The 19721-nt window shown below is 70.9% G+C and carries 13 protein-coding genes; 4 read left to right on the forward strand and 9 right to left on the reverse strand.

Translation table 11 applies throughout. The annotated features are described in order from the left end of the window. Position 1 precedes the first annotated feature (1 nt). The 7 genes from ACW4TU_RS29890 to eccD form a co-directional block, all read right to left on the reverse strand. The gene (locus tag ACW4TU_RS29890; protein ID WP_457418076.1) at positions 2-469 is read right to left on the reverse strand and encodes a YbaB/EbfC family nucleoid-associated protein; all 468 of its coding nucleotides are present in this window, start codon (positions 467-469) and stop codon (positions 2-4) included. Between the two features lie 64 nt (positions 470-533). Beyond that, positions 534-3818: an AAWKG family protein gene (locus ACW4TU_RS29895; protein WP_457418078.1), complete on the reverse strand. Its 3285-nt coding sequence runs from the start codon at positions 3816-3818 to the stop codon at positions 534-536. Between the two features lie 78 nt (positions 3819-3896). Then, positions 3897-4388 (reverse strand): type VII secretion system-associated protein, encoded by a 492-nt coding sequence (locus tag ACW4TU_RS29900; RefSeq protein WP_457418080.1) that lies wholly within the window; start codon positions 4386-4388, stop codon positions 3897-3899. Positions 4389-4514: 126 nt separating this feature from the next. Continuing rightward, positions 4515-4838, reverse strand: a complete 324-nt coding sequence (locus ACW4TU_RS29905; protein ID WP_457418082.1) for a WXG100 family type VII secretion target — start codon at positions 4836-4838, stop codon at positions 4515-4517. 47 nt (positions 4839-4885) lie between these two features. Next, the gene (locus ACW4TU_RS29910; RefSeq protein ID WP_053747025.1) at positions 4886-5227 is read right to left on the reverse strand and encodes a WXG100 family type VII secretion target; all 342 of its coding nucleotides are present in this window, start codon (positions 5225-5227) and stop codon (positions 4886-4888) included. A 111-nt stretch (positions 5228-5338) separates the two neighbouring features. Next, a complete protein-coding gene (gene eccB / locus ACW4TU_RS29915) occupies positions 5339-6793 on the reverse strand; it encodes a type VII secretion protein EccB (protein ID WP_457418084.1) in 1455 nt (484 codons plus the stop codon). 116 nt (positions 6794-6909) lie between these two features. Next, complete coding sequence (gene eccD / locus ACW4TU_RS29920; protein ID WP_457418086.1) at positions 6910-8310, reverse strand: type VII secretion integral membrane protein EccD; 1401 nt, start codon at positions 8308-8310, stop codon at positions 6910-6912. A 327-nt stretch (positions 8311-8637) separates the two neighbouring features. Between eccD and eccCa the strand changes: the two genes are divergently transcribed. Beyond that, the gene (gene eccCa / locus ACW4TU_RS29925) at positions 8638-12615 is read left to right on the forward strand and encodes a type VII secretion protein EccCa (protein ID WP_457430394.1); all 3978 of its coding nucleotides are present in this window, start codon (positions 8638-8640) and stop codon (positions 12613-12615) included. Between the two features lie 310 nt (positions 12616-12925). On the opposite strand, the gene ACW4TU_RS29930 is transcribed toward eccCa, so the two are convergent. Further along, positions 12926-14101 (reverse strand): S8 family serine peptidase, encoded by a 1176-nt coding sequence (locus ACW4TU_RS29930; protein ID WP_457418088.1) that lies wholly within the window; start codon positions 14099-14101, stop codon positions 12926-12928. A gap of 195 nt (positions 14102-14296) precedes the next feature. Between ACW4TU_RS29930 and ACW4TU_RS29935 the strand changes: the two genes are divergently transcribed. Both ACW4TU_RS29935 and ACW4TU_RS29940 read left to right on the forward strand, forming a co-directional pair. Beyond that, a complete protein-coding gene (locus ACW4TU_RS29935) occupies positions 14297-17614 on the forward strand; it encodes a right-handed parallel beta-helix repeat-containing protein (protein WP_457418090.1) in 3318 nt (1105 codons plus the stop codon). A 77-nt stretch (positions 17615-17691) separates the two neighbouring features. Continuing rightward, entirely contained in the window at positions 17692-18063 is a 372-nt protein-coding gene (locus tag ACW4TU_RS29940) for an ATP-binding protein (protein ID WP_457418092.1), read from the forward strand. A 14-nt stretch (positions 18064-18077) separates the two neighbouring features. On the opposite strand, the gene ACW4TU_RS29945 is transcribed toward ACW4TU_RS29940, so the two are convergent. Then, complete coding sequence (locus ACW4TU_RS29945) at positions 18078-18650, reverse strand: VOC family protein (protein WP_457418094.1); 573 nt, start codon at positions 18648-18650, stop codon at positions 18078-18080. 227 nt (positions 18651-18877) lie between these two features. On the opposite strand from ACW4TU_RS29945, the gene ACW4TU_RS29950 reads away from it, so the two are divergent. After that, positions 18878-19687 carry an IclR family transcriptional regulator domain-containing protein gene (locus tag ACW4TU_RS29950; protein ID WP_457418096.1) on the forward strand — a complete coding sequence of 270 codons (810 nt, stop codon included), beginning with the start codon at positions 18878-18880 and terminating at the stop codon, positions 19685-19687. Positions 19688-19721: the final 34 nt, after the last annotated feature.

The raw sequence follows: 19721 nt of genomic DNA on the forward strand, positions 1-19721 counted from the left end.
GCTATCGTCCCTTCGGCAAGGTGTCGTCGGTGTCCTCGTGGATCTCGTCGCGCAGCCGGTCCCGGGACGGCCGGCCGTAACCGCTGCCGCCCTCCGGGTCGAGCGCGGAGCCGAACATCCGCTCCCAGTCGATGTCGATGCCCGGGATGCCCGTGCCGGCGCCCTGTCGTTCGGTCAGCGGCGCGAAGGTGTCCATCACCCTGCGCGCCATCTGGGCCCGGCCCTCCTGTACGGCCTCCAGGATGGAGGACGCGAGCTGCGGGCCGGGCATGGAGCGGTACTTGCCGTCCAGGAACCTCAGGCCGGTCAGCTCGCCCTGCGGACCGACCGTGATCTCCACCACGCGGTCGCGGGACCGCGCGGTGGCCGTGGCCTGGCTGAGTTCGCCCTCGGCCCGGGCGACGGCCTCCTGCACGGCGGTCAGTTCGGCCATCGCCTCGGCCAGCTTCCGCTCCATCGACTCGCTCAACGGGCACCTCCCTGCTCGACACCGGTCATCCCACACGGGGCCACGAAGGCCGTGGTACGCCGGTTCACCGGCCGATCACGGCGGGCGCGCCCCCTTCGTCCGTTCCCCACACGTCCTCGTCCTCCGGCTCCCACGCGTCGCGCGCTCGGTCACCGCTCTGCGTCTTGGTCTGACCGGGCCCGCCGGCGCCGCCGCCCGCCCCCGGGATGAACGGGGTACTGCCGGAGGTGGTCGGACCGCCCGCCGCCACCCGTACCTCGTCCTCGGCGTAACCTCCGCGGCCGGTGCGCGCGCCCGCCCTGCGGCGGTTGCTGACCACGTCGCCGTCGAACACGTTACGGACACGCTCGCCGTTGTCCGAACCGCCCCCGCCTCCGGCGCCGCCCATGCCACCGCCCATACCGCCGCCCATGCCACCACCCATCGGCGATCCGCCGCTCGCGGGCGTCCCGCTGCCGGCGGCGTTGCCCGACACGTCCGAGCCGCTGGTGCTGAGCCCCGGGAAGGGGCCGGCGTTCAGGAGCTGACGGGTGGGACTCTGCTGGGCCCCCGACGAGGAGCCGTAGTCCAGCGGCGACTGGTAGGGGGAGCCGTCGTAGAGCTCCTCCTCGTAGGAGCCGTAGCCGCCGCCGTACGAAGGGGCACTGACGGAGGGCAGGCTGAGGTTGCCGTTGAGATTGCCGGAGGACGTCGTGCCGTCCGGGTGGGTGACCGTGGTGTTGCCCGTGTCGGGGTCGACCGTCTGGACCGTGCCGTCCGGGAACTCGGTGACGACATGGCCGCCCTGGTCCAGGTGTGTGGTGCTGCCGTCCGGGTTGGCCAGCAGGTCACCGGAGTTGAGCGGGCCGGAGATGGTGGAGCCGTCGGGCCGGGTCACGGTCGAGGTGTGGGTGACCGGGTCGATCGTGGTGGAGCTGCCGTCCGGGAAGTCGGTCACCACCCGGCCGCTGGAGTCGATATGGGTCTCGCCACCGCCGGGCAGATCCAGCACACCGTCGTTGAGGGAGCCGCCGCCGAGGTCCAGCACACCGTCGTTGACCGGGCCGCTGATGTCGGTGGGCGACAACTGGGAGAGGTCACCGTTGTTGAGGACGGACCGCCGTTCGGCCTCGGCCTTGGCCTCTGCCTCGGCCTGCTTGTGCTCCTGCTCGGCGCGGATCTGGTCGGCCTTGGCCTCCGCCTCGGCCTGCTTCTGCTCCTGCTTCGCTTCCTGCTCGGCCTGCTTGGCCTCCTGCTCGGTGCGAAGCTTGTCCTGCTTCGCCTCCTGCTCGGTGCGTATCTTGTCCTGCTTGGCTTCCTGTTCGGCTTGTTTGGCTTCGGCTTCTTTCTCTTTCTGCTCCTGCTTCGCCTCCTGCTCGGTGCGTATCTTGTCCTGCTTGGCTTCCTGTTCGGCCTGTTTGGCTTCCTGCTTGGCCTCCTGTTCGGCCTGTTTGGCTTCGGCCTCCTTCTCCTTCGCCTCCTGCTTGGCCTCGGCCTCGGCCTCCTTCTGCGCCTGCTCCTTGCGCTGCCGCTCCTGCTCGGCCTTGGCCTGGTTCAGCTGAGTGATCTGGAGCTGCTCCTGACGGGCCTGTGCCTGTTCCTGCTTGGCCTCGGCCTCCTTCTCCTTCTGCTCCTGCTTCGCCTCCTGTTCGGCTTGTTTGGCCTCGGCTTCTTTCTCTTTCTGCTCCTGCTTGGCTTCCTGCTCGGCCTCCTTCGCCTCCTGCTTGGCCTCCGCCTCGGCCTGCTTCCGCTCCTGCTCGGCTTCCTTCGCCTCCTGCTTGGCTTCCTGCTCGGCGCGGATCCTGTCCGCCTTCGCCTCCTGTTCGGCGCGGATCCTGTCGGCCTTCGCCTCCTGTTCGGCCCGCTTGGCGTCGGCCTCCTTCTCCTTGCGGTCCTGCTCGGCCTTGGCCTCCCTCTCCTTGCGCTCGTTCTCCGCCTTCTCCTGCTTGCGCTCCTCCTCGGCCCTGAGGGCCTGGTCCTTCTGCCACTGCATGAACTCGTCCTGCTTCTTGGCCGCCGCCGCGGCGGCGGCGGCGGCATCCGCCGCCGCCCTGTTCGCCTTCTCCTCGGCGAGCTCGGACTTGTCCTCGGTGTATCCCTCCTTGAGGGTGTCGCTGGTACGCGACTTGACCGAGCCGAGGTCGAAGTTCGCGTTGCTCCAGGCGTCGCGCAGGGAGTTCAGTGACGCCTCGGCCACCTTCTCCAGCCGGTCCTCGATGGATTTCTGCCAGAGCAGGATCGCCTGGTTCCCGATGTCCACCCAGGTGGTGAGATCCTTCAGAGGGCCGAAATCCTTGCCCGTCCACTCCGCCGGCAGCTTGTGCCCGCCGGCGAGCACGGCCTGGTTGCTGAAACCTTCCTCCGCCTCATAGGTCGTGTAGACGGATTCACCCGCGACCTGGACGTCATAGGTGATCTTCGTAATGTTGTGGTCCCACGCATAATCAACAATCGACGACAAAATCTTGTGCAGGTGCACCAAGGGGTTGCCGTCTTCCCATTCCCAATTCGCCCATTCCCGCTGCAGATTGGCGGCGGCATTTTCGAGGGCCGTCTTGGCTTCCCGGATCTCGTTACCCTGTTTCGAGTAATAGGTCCCGTTGGGGGCCATGTCCTCCGCGTAGTCGGTGTACTGCTTTTTGAGCTTGTCGATGAGATCCCAGAAAACGCCTGCCGCCTGGCCTCGCCAGGCCTCGTTCTCCTCGGTGCCGAGCCTGCCCTGCCACTCCTCGATCTTCGCCTTCTGGTCCAGGAAGAACTTTGCCGCCCGGTCGAACGCTCCCGCCACCACGTCGAAGTTCCCCAGGGTGACGGAACTGGCGCTGTCGACGGGCTTGCCGCCGAAGGCGAAGCCGTGTGTCCCATGGGGGTTCCACAGCAGCGCTTCCAGGGCGCGCCCGCCGCCGTAGCTGTACTGGTTCAGTGGCGTGGTGCTCCAGGTGGGCTTCCCGTCCATCCCCAGATGGCCACTGATGTGGCTGGTGAAGTCCCCGCCCTCGGTCACACCGCCGGTCAGTTGGCCGTCCTTCTCGCTGTGGTCCCCGAGCAGCGTGATGCGTGCCTTGTGGTACGACACCGCCGACCCCGCCCCGCCGCTCGCGGAGTAGAAGGGGATGACGAAGTCGGTGTTGTTTATCTTGTATCCGGCGTTCTCCAGCAGCCAGTTGTAGTCCTCCGTGTCTACGTAGTCCACCTCGTTCATGTCCGAGATCTCCACCTTCATCAGTGGAATTCCCTCGTTGCCGACCAGCGTGGCGAAAAGTCCGTCCCTGGCCGGCATCGGGTAGCCGGTGAAGAACTTGACCGCCTCGGCCCACCTGTCGTCGGTGGCGGAGAGATTCTTGGTGACTTTGCTGGGGTCGAGCGCCATGGCAGGGGGTCTTTTCCGTCAGAAGTACTCGGGCCGGTCAACGTGGGCGATGGCCACGCACTCGGCGCGGCGGCACGGTCAGTCGTTGTTCTCGCTGCTCGAACCGGGGCCCTCGGAAAGGATGCTGTCCACGTCCTCGAAGAAGTTCACGAACTTCTTGCCGTCGATCTTGTCCAGGCTCTCCTCCTGGTTCTTGAACATCTTCTCGATGGTGTCCTTGAGGTCGTCCTCGATCTCGGCGAAGAGCTCCCCCTGCTGTGTGAGGATCCCGGTGACCTGCTCGAGCAGCGTGTTCAGTTTCGCCGTGATGTTCCCGCCGTTGGTCCGGCCGCTGGCGTCCGCCGCCATCGTTCCGATCGCGATCGGCTTCACCTGTGCGTCCAGGAAGCCGATGGCTGTCTTTCCGCCCGGCATGAGGTCCGCCAGCGCCGGCACCAGCACCCCGTCCGTCGGGGATTTGTCCTCCAGGCCCATCTTCCTGATCTCGTCCTTGACCGAGCTGACGTCGTCGTCGAGGAAACGCTGCAACCACGCCTTGTTCAGATTGACCGTGGGAGTGTTCTCCGCCATGCCGTGCTCCTCCTGCTCCTGTGTCTGTCAGGTCCCGCCCCGCGTCGAGGGGCACGAGGGGACGGCCGTCCGCGGGATGCGCACGCGGACGGCCGCCGGGGTGGGTGTGCCGCCGCCCTCACGTGGTCAGGCGCCGCCGATGCGCACGCTCTCCCAGAGCTGCGTCAGGGACTTCTCGCTGTACTGGTAGCTGTCGGACACCTCGTTCAGCAGGGCCGAGTTCTCGCCGAGAATCCGCTCCATCTCGGAGACGGCGTTGTTCCACGCCTCCTGCTTCTTGCCGTACACGTCCTTGTCCTCGCCCTCCCAGGTCTCCTTGAGCTGCTGGAGCTCCGAGTCCAGGTTGGTGAGGATGCTGTCGATCGCCTTGGTCTGGTGGACCATGTCGTCGGCGGCGTTGTTCATGTGGGAGTAGTCGACGTAGATGAGTCCGTCGGTGAAGTCGGCCATGGCTGTCCTTGTCTCGAGACGGTCGTTTCAGGGGCGGAGGAACGCGGTCAGCCGCGCAGAGCCTCGAAGATCGCTTCGGACCGGCTGTACGCCTCCTGGATGGACGAGTTGGCCGAACCCTGCTGCTGGCCCTGCGCCTTGAGCGTGTCGTTCAGCGTGTCGATCATGTTCTGCAGGTTGTTGGAGATGATCTCCGCCTGCTGGTCCCACCGCTCCAGAAGCTTCTGGAACGCGCCGCCGTCGCTGCCGGAGTAGCCGGAGGAGAGGTTGTGCTTCATGTTCTCGACGTCCTGGCGGCATCGCTGAACACCCGAGAAGGCCTGCTCCAGCGCGGTGACACCGTTCCTGGTGGCATCCGCCTGTGACTGCTGCTTACCTGTAGGTGCCATGGATCTGCGCCTCCTGGGATTCTAGTGGGTCAAGTGAGCGTAAGCATGGGCGAGTTGATCGAACAATGACGGACATCACCTTTGCCCTTCCGGTCGGCCGGTTTGGGCAACTCACAGCCGACCGGTCTCGCAGCGCGGCGCCGTCGTACCGCTCAGGCCCACCGCCGCGGCCTCCGGGCTGAGATCGGGGCCGGTCGGCAGCATCGCCAGCAGCGGCGAGGGAAGTCCGCGTGCCTGGCCCTCCGTGTAACCGAGCGCGGCCAGCGCCTTCGCCGTCCCCACCCGGTACTTCATCCCGGTGTCCGTCACCAGGTAGAGCGTGCCGCCGACCTGGCTGCCGCCCGCCCCGAGGGCCCGCACCAGCGCCCCGCCACCGGGCCGTACGGTGATCCGGGCGACCGGCAGACACGCCGGTGTCAGCCCCTCCGGCGGTGCCTGCGCGGCCGGGCCCAGCGCCGCCGCCGCTTCGAGGGCCACACTGATCCGGGGGCCCTCCGCGCCGGCCGTGATCCGTACGCAGGCGGTCGTGTCCTCGTCGATGCCGACCACCTCCGGCGGTGCCTCGGGCAGATCCGAGTTCTGTGCCACCTCGCCCGCGCCCGGCGCCAGTCGGCCGTTCAGCGCGTCCGCGCCCAGCACCGCGACCCGCGCCGCGCCGCCCTCGTACACCTTCTCGCGGGTCTCCGGGTCGCCGAGCACCAGTGCGGCCCCGGTGGCGGTGAGCGGGGTCAGCCCCTCGCGCTCCAGCAGGTAGTAACGCTCGGCGGCGCCCGGCACGGTGACCCGGAACACCTCACCGATCCGGGTGCTCCGGCCGCCCAGCGACGGTCCGGCCGCGCCCTCGTCCGCCACCGGGCGGGGGGTCAGATCGGGGCCGGACGGCAGGGAGTTGAGGAACGCCGCCGACACCGCCGTACGCGGAGTGGAACCGTAGCCGAGGGCCTCGCGCGCGTTGGACTTGTCGTCCAGGAGCAGTTTGCTGCCCCGCCACACCAGATAGTCGGCCTTGTCCGGGCCGTTCACCAGCAGCGCCCGTGTGGTGGGCAGGCCCGTCCCGATGGTCTGCCCGCTCACCGCGAGGGTGGTGCCGGTCGAACCGGAGGCGGTGCCCGAGCACACCTGCCACGGCCCGGTGTCCAGGTCCCCGCCGCCGGGAAGCGCGTCGGGGGCGCCCTCGATGCCGACCGGCGCCCCGTGCGGGGTGTCGCCCAGCGACGCGGAGCCGACCATGGACACCTTCATGTCGGTGCCCATCAGCAGCCGGGCCGAGGCGTAGTTGCGCACCGGCCGCAGCCGGCCGTCGAGATAGAGATAGCGGGAACCGGTGTCCTTGTTGACCACGAGGGTCCCGGTCGCCTGCCAGGAGTCCTTGGTGCCCGGCTTCAGCAGGCCGAGGACGAACGACCCGGCCGAGATCAGCACGGCGATCACCACACCGATGACCACCCCCCGGTTGGTGCGGCCCTGCGGGCTCTCCGGGGCGTCCGGGTCCGCGCGCAGCATGCTCGAGGTCAGCCGGCCCATGACGAACATGTGCGCCTGGACCTGATCACGTTTGGACTGCATGACAGCCTTGGTTCCCTTTCGGTTCAGCCGTTGGACGGTCCGTCAGCTGTGGACGGTCCGTCAGCTGTGGACGGTCCGACAGCCGTTGGACGGTCCGTCGGTCGTTGGACGGGTCCTCAGCCGTTCATGGACCGCAGTGCGCCGTACACGCCGAGCACCCACAGGCTGAGCGGCAGCAGACTGATCGCCAGGGCCGAGTGGAGCACCTCGCCGATCCGCCCCCAGTACGGCACGAGCCGCCGCCCGGGCACGGTCCAGGAGGCGATGGCGAGACCCGCCGTGGCCGCCAGCAGACCCGCCGCGCTCACCAGCCGCGTCCCCGGCGAGGACTGCGGAACGGCGACGACGACCAGCGCCAGCAGCCCCGCCACCCCCGGCGCCACCAGCGACAGCCGCTGCCATACGTTCCCCAGGCCCCGCGCGTGCAGCAGGAGCAGCACGGACAGCACCACCGCCATGACCGTCTCGGGCAGGTCGTCCTCCCGGGCCAGCACGGCCAGACAGGCCAGGGCGACCACGCCCACCGCCCCGTACAGCGAGGTCATCCAGCCGTCGGCGAGCACGGCGCGGGCGGCCACCGTGGCGGTGGGGTGCGGTTCGATGCCCTCCTGCAACTGCTGGGCGTTGGTGGGCAACGGCGGCATCCGCATGCCCGACATACGGAACGACAGCGTCGGCACGAACGCCCCGAGGACCACGGCCGCGACCGCCAGCACCCCGGCGACATGCACCGGCGGCAGATCCGCCGCGAGCATCAGCACCGCCGCCAGCGCCCCGAACACACAGACCACGGTGAGGCCGAGGAAGAGCGCCGCGAACGAGGCCACGACCGCCAGCGCGAGCACCGCGCCGCCCGCCCCGGCCGCCGTAGCCGCGAGCAGCCGCGAGCCCAGCACCTCGTAGAGCTCCGGGCCCTTCAGCGCCCCGCCGGGCAGCAGCCAGCCGGCCAGCGCCAGATACGGCCCCACCATGAAGCCCAGCGCGGCTCCGGCGCCCGCGTCCCCGACCGCCCGGCTCGCCGCGCCGGCACCCGCGAGCAGCAGCAGCCCGGCCGCCATGGCGAACACCGCGCGGGGCGCGGCGGAACCGCCCGGCAGCGCGATCAGCAGCATGCCGGCCGCGAGCACCGCGACAGCGATCCCGAGCAGCAGCCACCGGCTCACCCGGGGGCTCCAGCCGTAGGGGCGCTCCCGCATGGTGGTGGCGATGCCGTCCACCAGGTCGTCCAGATGGACCTCGGGCAGCGCTTCGGCGCGGGGCCGAAGAAAGAGCGTCTCGCCGTCCCTGAGGCCGTACGAGTCGAGGGTGCGTTCCTCGTCCAGCGGCTCGCCGCCGAGCCGCTGGAGCACCCAGCCGCCGTGGTCGATCCCGGCTTCCTCGAGATCGTCGCCGCCGTAGCCGAGGACCGCGGGCAGCAGATCGGCGACGGGCACGTCGGCGGGCACGGCCAGATCCATGGTCTTGGCCGGGGCTCGTACCGTCAGTCGGCACAGCTCCGCCATCTGTGTGTCAGTCATCGGGCTTGCTCACGCTTCTCTGAAGGTGCTTTCCGTGTCCTGGACGGGAACGCCGGACGACGCCCCACCGAACGTCACGCCCGGCCGGTCCTGTTTGCGAGGTTGTGAACTCACCTTGAAGGACCGGTCGTTGGCGTTCGACATGACGATCGTAGTATCAGATGCACCGCGGGCTTCAGTCGCCACCGGGACGACAGTCGCCACAGGCCCCCCGCCGGCCGTCCTCCGGCGCCGTCCCGCCCGGGCTCCGCCCGCCCCACGAGCCCCGTACCTCGCAGTCCTCGCACGTTGTTCTCGCAAGTCCTCGTAAGGAGAAGCTCCTTGAGTGTGGTCCTGTTCCGTCGCCCGGCCCGGCGCCGAGGCCCGGAGATGCCCGACGGGGAGCTGAACCTTCAGGAGCCGCCCGCGCTCCCCGAGGTGGTGCCCGACTCCTCAGCCGTGTGGACGTACCTCCCCATGGCGATGATGTCCGTGTCCATGATGTTCATGTTCATGCGGCCCGGTATGACCCGCGGCAGCGGCGGATTCATCTATCTCGCCCTGGGGGTGATGGTGGTCGCCGCCGCGGCGATGATCGTCGGCCAGGCGATGCGCCGCAGCAGCGAACGCAAACAGCGGCTCAAGGGCGAACGGCGCGACTATCTGCGCTATCTCGGCCAGATCCGGCGCAAGGTACGCGGCGCCGTCGTCGACCAGCAGCGGGCGCTGGCCTGGCGGCACCCCGAACCCGCCGCCCTCTGGTCGATGGTGGGCACCACCCGGCTGTGGGAACGCCGCCCCCGCGACGAGGACTTCGGCGAGGTCCGGGTGGCCGTCGGCGAACAGAAACTCGGCCTGAAGCTCACGCCGACGTCCACCAGCCCCGTCGAGGACCTCGAACCGCTCGCCGCGCACGCCCTGCGCAGCTTCATCCGCGCCTACGCGACCGTGCCCGGGCAGCCCATCGCGATCTACCTGCGGGCCTGGGCCCGGGTGCTGTTCCGGGGCGACGAGGACCGCATCCGCACCGTGGCCCGCGCCGTCCTCGCCCAACTGGCCACCTTCCACTCGCCGGACGACCTGTGGATCGCCCTGTGCGTGTCCGACGAACGGCGCGCGGACTGGGAGTGGACCAAGTGGCTCCCGCACGCCCTGCACCCGCACGACACCGACGGCGCCGGACCCGCCCGGATGACGTTCTCGGCCTTCGGGGAGCTGATGGACTCCCTCGGCGCCGAGTTCGAGGAGCGGCCCCAGTTCGACCCGGACGCCGTGCCCGGCCGGGAGGAGCCGTTCACCGTGATCGTCGTGGACGGCGTCACCGTACCGACCGGACACCGGCTGGAGGGACCCGGCTTCCGCAACACCGTCGTACTGGACCTGTCCGGCGCGCTCGCCTGGCGGCCCGGCCGGGTCACGCTCCGCTTCGACGTCACCAAGGACACCTTCGGGCTGGTGCGCACCGACCGGGACCGCAAGGAACAGACCACCGTGCTGGGCCGCCCCGACGGCCTCGGCGTGGTCGGCGCGACGGCCCTGGCCCGCCGGATCGCCCCGTACCGCATGGGTCTGGGCACCGGCGCGGACGCCGCGGAACCGCTGTCCATGAACCTCGAACTGACCGCCCTGCTGGGCATTCCCGACCTGCACCGGCACGAACCCGCCAGGCTGTGGCAGCAGCACACCGGAGCCGGCCGGCTGCGGGTGCCCATCGCCGTCGGCGTCGACGGCCAGCCGGTCGAGCTCGACATCAAGGAGTCCGCGCAGGGCGGCACCGGACCGCACGGCATGCTCATCGGCGCCACCGGCTCCGGCAAGAGCGAACTGCTGCGCACCCTCGTGCTCTCCCTCGCCCTCACCAACTCCTCGGAGACACTGAACTTCGTCCTCGTCGACTTCAAGGGCGGCGCCACCTTCCTCGGACTCGACGAACTCCCGCACACCTCCGCCGTGATCACCAACCTGGCCGGCGAGGCCGCGCTGGTCTCCCGGATGCAGGACGCCCTGCACGGCGAGTTGATGCGCCGTCAGGAACTGCTGCGGGCCGCGGGCAACTACACCTCGGCACTCGACTACGAGAAGGCGCGTGCCTCCGGAGTCCCGCTGCAGCCGCTGCCCAGCCTGTTCGTGGTCGTCGACGAGTTCAGCGAACTGCTCGCCGCACACCGCGAGTTCATGGAACTGTTCGTGATGATCGGCCGGCTCGGACGCTCCCTCGGCGTCCACCTGCTGCTCGCCTCGCAGCGCCTCGACGAGGGCCGGATGCACGCCCTGGAGAGCCACCTCTCCTACCGGGTCGGTCTGCGGACCTTCTCCGCGATGGAGAGCCGCGGAGTCCTCGGGGTGCCCGACGCCTACCAGTTGCCGCCGCAGCCCGGCAGCGGCTTCCTCAAGTCCGGTGTGGAGGAGCTCACCCGCTTCCGTGCCGCGTACGTCTCCGGCCCGTACGAGAAGCGGGGCGGGGGCGCCCACCAGGTACGGGTGGCCAGCCAGACCGTGCCGTGGACCACGAGCTATGTCGTGCCCCGGCAACTGCCCGCCCTCGCACCCGATCCGACCGCCGAGGCGGAGGAGACCGGCGACACGCTGCTGTCCGTGGCCGTGGAACGGCTGCGCGACGCGGGCCCCCCGGCCCACCAGGTGTGGCTGCCCCCGCTGGATCTGCCGGCCACCCTCGACCAGGTGCTGCCGCCGCTCACCCCGGACCCCGAGCTGGGACTCACCGCCGTCGGCTGGGCGGGCCGCGGCAAGCTCACCATCCCCATCGGCATCGTCGACCGCCCCTTCGACCAGCTGCGCGACCTGCTCACCGTCGACGTCTCCGGGGCCGGCGGCCACATCGCCATCGCGGGCGGCCCGCAGAGCGGCAAGTCGACCATGGTCCGTACCCTCCTGACCTCGCTCGCGCTCACCCACACCCCGCGCGAAGTGCAGTTCTACTGCCTCGACTTCGGCGGTGGAACACTCGCCGGCCTGGCCGGGCTGCCCCATATGAGCGGCGTCGCTGCCCGTCTGGACACCGAGCGGGTCAGCCGGACCGTCGCCGAGGTCACCTCACTGCTGGCGGCACGGGAACGCTTCTTCCTCGACGAGGGCATCGACTCCATGGCGACGTTCCGGCGCCGCCGGGCCGCCGGGGAGTTCCCCGACGAGCAGCACGGCGACGTGTTCCTGGTCATCGACGGCTGGTCCACGGTGCGCCAGGACTTCGACCGGTACATCCAGACCTTCGGCTCGATCGCGGCACGCGGCCTCAACTACGGCATCCACCTGATCGTCACCACCTCCCGCTGGGTGGAGCTGACCTCGGCCATCCGTGACCAGGCCGCCACCCATCTGGAGCTCAGGATGGGTGACCCGATGGACTCCGAGATCGACATGCGGCGCGCCTCGACCGTGCCCCGGCTGCCCGGCCGGGGTCTGACCCGGGACGCCAAGCTGCACTACCTCACCGCGCTGCCCCGGATCGACGGGGTGGAGTCGGCGGAGGACCTCACCGAGGGGGTCGCCGAGCTGGTCGAGGCGGTCAGGGAGAGCTGGTTCGGCCCGGCCGCCCCGGCGGTCCGGATGCTGCCGACGAGACTGCCGGTCGCCGCACTGCCCGCCCCCGACGCGCCCGCGGGCGGCTTCCGGATGCCGATCGGTCTGGAGGAGCAGGAACTGTCCACCGTGTGGCACGACTTCTCCGAGACCCCGCACATGGTCGTCGTCGGCGACACGGAGAGCGGCAAGACCAACCTGCTGCGGGTGGCGGCCCAGGCCATCATGAACCGCTACTCGCCCGCCGAGGCCCGCATCATGGTCGTCGACTACCGGCGCGAACTGGTCGAGGCCGTCCCCGACGAGTACCGCCTCGGCCACGCCGTCTCCATCGACGCCCTCAAGGACCTGGTCGCGGGCGCGGCCCGCGCGGTCACCTCCAGGCTGCCCGGCCAGGACATCACACCGGCCCGGATGCGCAAGGCCGACTGGTGGAACGGCCCCCGGCTGTTCATCCTGGTCGACGACTACGACATGGTCGGCACCGGCCCCATGAACGCCCCCTTCGACCCCCTTATCAACCACCTCGCCCTCGGCTGGGAGGTCGGCATCCACCTGATCGTCTCCCGCTCGGCGGCAGGCGCGGGCCGAGGCATGGGCGAGGCCCTCATCCGCCGCCTCCTGGAGGTCAACACCCCGACCCTCCTCCTGTCCTGCCCCCCGTCGGAGGGCTTCGTCATCGGCTCCCTGAAGGGCCGCAACCTCCCCCCGGGCAGGGGAACCCTGGTGACACGGCGCAAGACGACACAGGTGCAGACGACGGTGCTGGAGGACGCGGGGGAGTGAACCCGCGCGAAGGGCGCCCCTCGACGAGGGGCGCCCTTCGTCGACCGCGAGTGCCGGACGGCCGGGCGTGGCTGGACCGCTCCGGCGGACGGCACCCACCCCCGTCCGTACGGGACTTGGGGATCGTCCAGGCAGGGGCAGGGGCAGGGGCAGCGGCGACTCGACCGGCCCGTACATCCGGTCCGTAACGCCCTCGGTGAGCTGACAGTGGCCGTTCCCGTCACCACCTGGGACCACCCGGGACCACCCGGGACCACTCGGGCCCGACGGGCGACCGAGGCCTGAGTGGGTCAGCCGACAGGGCGTCGGGTCAGGAGGCCGGGCGCCAGCCTCGGGATCGGCCCCGTGGCACGATCACCGCCAGGGCGGCCACCAGCAGCAGCACCCCGCCCCCCGCCGCCGCCACCACGAACGCCCGCCGCCGCGGTTCCTGCGACACCGCCGCGGGGACCACGGCCTTCGCCGGGCGGGGCATGGCCCCCGGCTTCTCCGCCATGACGGCGGTGAGCGCCGCGTAGGGATCCAGCCGCGGCGGCGCGGCCGGATACGCGGCCTCCGTCAGCTGCCGGGACACCTCCGCCGCGGACATCTCCGGATGCCGCGCCCGCACCAGCGCCGCCGCCCCCGCCGTATGCGCGGCGGCGAGCGAGGCACCGGAGCCGATGAAGTGCCCGTCCCCCCGGGGCCCGAGGCCGACCACGGAGTCGCCGGGCGCGGCGAGGTCGGCTCCGGGGACCACCGGCGCGTTGTCGGGCCGCCCGCCGTCGGGACCGTAGTCGGTCACGGCCAGCACCCCGGGCGCCGCGGCGGGCCAGTACCAGGGCTCCGCCGGCACGAGGTTCCCGGTGGCCCGGTCCTTGGGCAGCGCGTCGGGGGCGAGCGGCGCGACGACGAGGGCGTCCTTGCGGCTCGCGTACGCGACCGCGTCCGTCAGCTGCGCCTTGCCGTCCGCGAGCGCCACCCCGACGTAGATGACCGAGGCTCCGGCGTCGGCGGCCTTCCGTATCCCCTCGGCGACCAGGGCCGCCGAGGGGCCGCCGCGCTCGTCCGTGCCCCGCACGGCCAGGATCCGGGCCTGCGGCGCCAGCCCGGCAGGGCCACCGTCCGCCGTCCCCGCCGCGGCGATCAGACCGGCCGCGAACGTGCCGTGCCCCACGCAGTCCTCACCCGCGCCGTCGAGCGCGGTCACCCGCCCGGCCAGCCCGGAGGCGGTCGTGCTCACCCCGGTGTCCACCACCGCGACGGTCACCCCGGCGCCCCGGGAGAGCGTCAGGGACCGTGCGTGCCCCAGCGCCGCCAGCGCCCACGGCGTGCCACCGGCGTGTGCGGCGGAGGCGGCCACACAGGGCTCATCAGCCCCCAGCACGGACCGCACCGCGGGCAGCTTCACGGAGTCGGCGACCGCGGGAACGGCGGCCGACAGGGCCACGAGCAGGGCGGCGGCAGCACCGGCCCCCCGGTAGCACTGAGTACGAGCAGCACGCATGACGCGATCCTAGGCGCCCCGGACGAGAGCGAAACGCACGGGGCGGGACATGAACTCCCCAGCCTCTCCTGGAAGATGGCGACCCCGGTCCCGTAGCCTTCACCGCGTGCGCACGTCCGTACGACCCTTACCCGGCGACCTGTACCCGGGAGGGGAGTCGCACGGCGGCGGCACCACAACGAGGAGGATCGACGCGTGTCACGGCAGTTGCTCAGGGTCAGCCCGGACCAACCGGACAGCTTCCGGACGATCGGTGAGGCCCTGGAGAAGGCACGCACCGGAGCGGTGATCCGGGTGCGGCCCGGCCGCTACGCCGAGAACCTGACCGTCAGGACACGCGTCACCATCGCCGCCGACGGCGATCCGGGCAGCGTCGAGATCTGCCCGCGCCGGGGCACCGCGGTCATCCTGGTCGCCGACGCGGTGATGCTCACCGACCTGACGCTGCGCGGCGGCAGCGAGGACCTGCCGGCGGTCGACGCGCCCCGCGGCCAGGTCGCCATGGACGGCTGCACGGTCGTCGGCTCGGGCTGGACCGCCGTACTGGCCCGCGAATCCGGCTCCCTGGCCATGCGCGACTGCCGGGTCAGCAACCCGAAGGGCGCCGGCGTCGTGGACGCCGCGTCCACCGGCAGCGTCATCGAGGGCTGCCTCATCGAGAACACCGGCACGTCCTCCGTCGTCATCGGCGAGGACGCCCGTACGACCGTACGGGACTGCCGGCTGCGGGACGCCCGCGCCAACGGCGTACTGGCCAGCGGCACCGCACAGGGTCTGGTGGAGGACTGCGACATCTCCGCCACCGACAAGCCCGCCATCGCCCTGGAGGGCAGCAGCGGCACCCGGATCGTCCGCACCACCGTGCACGACACCTCGGTCGGCGTCTACATCACCAGCAGCTCCCGCCCGGTCCTGGAACAGGTCACCGTCCTCGACACCACCGGCCCCGGCATCATGCTCGCCGACAGCGCCGACCCCGAACTGGTGCGCTGCCGCACCGCCCGCACCAAGGGCAGCGGCCTCGCTGTCACCGAACGCTCCCGTGGCACCTTCCGGGACTGCGAGTTCGACCAGGCCGCCGCGCCCGCGATCCGGGTGATCGGCTCCAGCGCGCCCACCCTCACCGGCACGGCGGTGCGCGACTGCGCCGACAAGAACTGCGCCGTACTGCTGGAGGACGAGTCGTCGCCGGAGTTCGACGGGCTGGTGGTCTCGGACGCCGCCGCTGTCGGCATCCGCATCCGTACCGGCGCCAACCCGCTCGTGCTCCGCGCCCGGATCAGCGGTACCGGCGGCCACGGCGTCGAGGTCGTCGAGGACGGCCGCGGGCGGCTGGAGCACAGCGAGATCGACCGGGCGGGCGGCGCAGCGCTCCGGATCGCCTCGGGCGGCAGGCCCGAAGTACGCGACACGGTCCTGCGCGAGGCCACCGACTCCACCGTCTCCGTGGGCACGGAGGGCATCGGCACCCTCCGCGACTGCCGTGTGGAGTCCGGCAGCGCGTCCGGCCTCGTCGTCGAGAACGGCGGCGAACTGACCGTCCTGCGCACCCACGTCACGGACGCCGGCGCACACGGCGTGCTGGTGTCGAACGGCGGCCGGGCCACCCTCACCAACTGCCAGATCACCGGCAGCGCCGGCGACGGCGTCCGGATCGACAGCTCCGAGCCGGTCACCATGACCGGCTGCACCGTACGAGACAACCGGGGCGCCGGCCTCAGGCAGTCCCGGGCCAACGAGCGGCTCACGGTGGAGGACCTGAACAGCGCGGGCAACGCCACACCGGACGCCTGGGGCGACACGCTTCCCCCCGACGTCGCGGCGGCCTCGGCGGCCGGGGAGAAGGGCAAGGCCTCCCCGCAAGGCCCGCTGGCGGAACTGGAGTCCCTGGTCGGCCTCGCCGACGTCAAGCACCAGGTACGGACGCTCGTCAACCTCAACCAGCTCTCCCAGCGCCGCGCCCAACTCGGCATGCCCGTCCCGCCGATGAGCCGCCACCTGGTCTTCTCGGGCCCGCCCGGCACCGGCAAGACCACCGTGGCCCGCCTCTACGGCGGCATCCTCGCGGAACTGGGCGTGCTGCGCTCCGGGCACCTCGTCGAGGTCTCCCGCGCCGATCTCGTCGCCCAGGTCATCGGCGGTACGGCGATCAAGACCATGGAGGCGTTCAACGACGCCCTCGGCGGTGTGCTGTTCGTCGACGAGGCGTACACCCTCATGTCCGACAGCAAGGGCTCCGGTGCCGACTTCGGGCGGGAGGCGATCGACACCCTGCTGAAGCTGATGGAGGACCACCGGGACGAGGTCGTGGTCATTGCCGCCGGCTACACCGACGAGATGGGCGCCTTCCTCTCCTCCAACCCGGGCCTCGCCTCCCGTTTCACCCGGACCGTGGAGTTCGCCAACTACTCGGCCGCGGAGCTGGTGACCATCACCGAGAACATGTGCGCGGGCCACCGCTACGAACTGCATCCCAGCACCCTGGACGCGCTCGCCCTGCACTACGAACGGATGACGCGGGACGCCACGTTCGGCAACGGCCGCGCCGCCCGCAAGGTGTTCGAGGAGATGATCGACCGCCAGGCGCACCGCCTCAGCAGCATGCCGAACCCGGCCGAGAGCGACCTGACCCTCCTCCTGCCCGAGGATGTCGCGGACGACTCGGCAGCCAGTTCCGCCGGCGGCCCCGCCTCGGAGGAACTCCTCGCCGACCTGCACGCCATGGTCGGCCTGACCGCGGTCAAGAACGAGGTGACCGCCCTGGTCAACCTCCTCACCGCCACCCGCCAACGACAGGCGGCCGGCCTCCCCACCCCCAAGATCAGCCAGCACCTGATCTTCTCGGGCCCACCCGGCACCGGCAAGACCACCGTCGCCCGCCTCTACGCCGACCTGCTGCGCTCCCTCGGCGTCCTGCCCAAGGGCCAGCTCGTCGAGGTGGCCCGCGCCGACCTGGTGGGCCGCTACGTGGGCCACACCGCGCAGCTCACCAAGGACGCGTTCGAACAGGCCCTGGGCGGCGTCCTGTTCATCGACGAGGCGTACACGCTCACCCCCGAGGGCGCCACCTCCGACTTCGGCCGGGAGGCGGTGGACACCCTCCTGAAACTCATGGAGGACCACCGGGACGAGGTCGTCGTCATAGCCGCCGGCTACACGCACGAAATGGCCCGCTTCCTCGCCTCCAACCCGGGCCTGGCCTCCCGCTTCTCCCGGACCGTGGAGTTCGAGAACTACACCACCGAAGAACTCCTCGACATCCTCGCCCGCACCGCCACCGGCTACGGCTACGACTGCACCCCGGAAGCCCTGGCGTACCTCCACACCTACGTGGACGCCCTCCCCCGGGACCGCTCCTTCGGCAACGCCCGCACGGCCCGCCAGATCCTGGAAACGATGATGACCCGCCAGGCGGGCCGCATCGGCGCCCTCCCGGCCCCCAGCCTGGACGACCTGCGGATGCTCCTGCCGGAGGACCTGCCGGGGACGCCGGTGCCTCGGGCGACCAACTGACCGACCGGCACCAGGCAGGCCCTGAGCCCCGTCCGGGGTTCGGGCGGGACGGTCAGAACCCGTCCCGCCCGAGGTCGGTGAGGAACCGGGCCCACGCGCCCTGCGCGAACGAACGCGAGCCGCGGACCGCCCTGTTCCTTGGAGTCCCGTACGCGGCGGCCACCGCCTCGCTCGTCATCGCGGAACTGACCGCGAACGCCGCGGCGCACGGCCGTGTCCGGGGCCGCGATGCCCGTCTCGCCCTGACCCTCACGGCCGGCACCCTGCGGATCGAGGTCACGGACGCCCGGGGCGACCGACTGCCCGAACAGGCACCGGACGGGGAGGGGGAACGGGACGGCGAGTCGGGGCGTGGGCTGCTCCTGGTCGCCTTGCTCGCCCTTCAGCCGCCGCATCCAGATCGCGACCCGGTGGGCGGCGAACCGGGTCCCTACCCCGTGAACAGGTGAGTGCGGGATACCGGTCAGCGGTAGGTGTTGTTGCTGACGTGGTCGCCCGCGAGCCAGGAGGCGAGCTCGGTGCGGGCGGTGTCGCGGCGTTGCGCGTCGCTGGTCTCGATGCCCGGCGCGTCCAGGGTGAATTCGAGCAGCAGGCCGTTGGGGTCGGTGGTGTAGAGGGAGCGGCAGTAGCCGTGCTCCAGTACGTAGGTGTCGTCGGGCCGCCAGGCGGCCTTCTCGAGCCGTTCGGTGATGGCGGTCTGCACTGCCTCGGTGACCTTGAGCGCGATGTGCTGGAACGGCGAGTGCGGCATCAGAGGGCCGAACTGCTTCTGGTCCTCGGGATCGGCGAACTGGAAGAAGGCGAGTGCACTGCCGTCGCCCAGGCCGTAGAAGGTGTGGCAGTACGTGCGTACCGCGCCGAAGAGTTCGTCGGACTCCTTCCAGGTCGCGACGAGAGGCAGGCCGACGATGTCCTCGTAGAAAGCCCGGGTGGCCTCCTGGTCGCGGGTGACGTAGGCGTTGTGGTGCAGCCGCGAGGGCAGGGCCGCAGCAACAGGTTCGGACGGGGTCGGGGTCGCGGTGGAAGCCTGGGTCATCGTCGACTCTCCTTTGAGTTTCCATGACTCGGAGGTCATTGGAATCAGCGGACACTTGTCCGCTGTGCGAGTACTGCTCGATAATTCTCGCTTGGAGCCCCATGCGTCAAGGTCGTTGAGCGCCCGGATTGCGGGAGGTCTGCCTCCGAGCGGAAGGTGTGCCGGGCTGCGGACAAGCGGCAGTAACCTGGGGCGACCAGCAGTCGAGCAGGTGGGAGGCGCAGCGTATGGCGCGCACGGGTACCGGACCGGATTTCATCGAAGCGCTGGCCCGGGGACTGGACGTGATCACTGCCTTCGGCCCCCGGCAGCCGGTGATGTCGCTGTCGGAGGTGGCGGCGGCGACCGGTCTGGCCCGGCCGACGGTGCGGCGGATCCTGTTGACGCTCGAGGAGCTCGGCTATGTCCGCACCTCGGACAAGGGATTCGCGCTGACCCCCCGCGTGCTCGACCTCGGCATGGCGTATGCCCACTCCCTGGGGCTGTGGGACGTCGCCCGACCGCACATGGAGCAGCTGGTGGCCCGGACGCGCGAATCCTGCTCGATCGCGCAGCTCGACGGCAGTGACATCGTGTACGTCGCGCGGGTGGCGGTGCCGAAGATCGTGACGCTCGCGGTGCAGATCGGCACCCGCTTCCCGGCGCTGCAGACCTCGCTGGGCAAGGTGCTGCTGGCGGCGCTGGAGCCGGAGCGGCTGGAGAGGGTTCTGACGGAGCCGACCCGTTCCGGGCTCACTCCTCTGTGGCAGCCGGGCCACGAGGAGCGGGATGCCGTCCTGCGCGAGGTGCGGGCCCGGGGCTGGGCGCTGGCCGACGAGGACCTGGCGTTGGGCATCCGCTCGGTCGCGGTGCCGCTGCGCGACGGCGAGGGCCGGGTGATCGCGGCCGTGAACGTCAACGCCCATGCCGCCGAGACCTCGGTGCGGACGCTGCTGGACGAACACCTGCCGCTCCTGCTGCAGGCGGCGGGCGAGATCAGTTGCGACTTCGCCCGGTTGGCCGCCGTCCCGCATTCCGTGGCGGGCTCCCGGTCCTGATCGCCGCCCCCGCCCGGACCGTGCGTCGGCGCCG

It is taken from the genome of Streptomyces kryoterrae, from assembly GCF_054072135.1.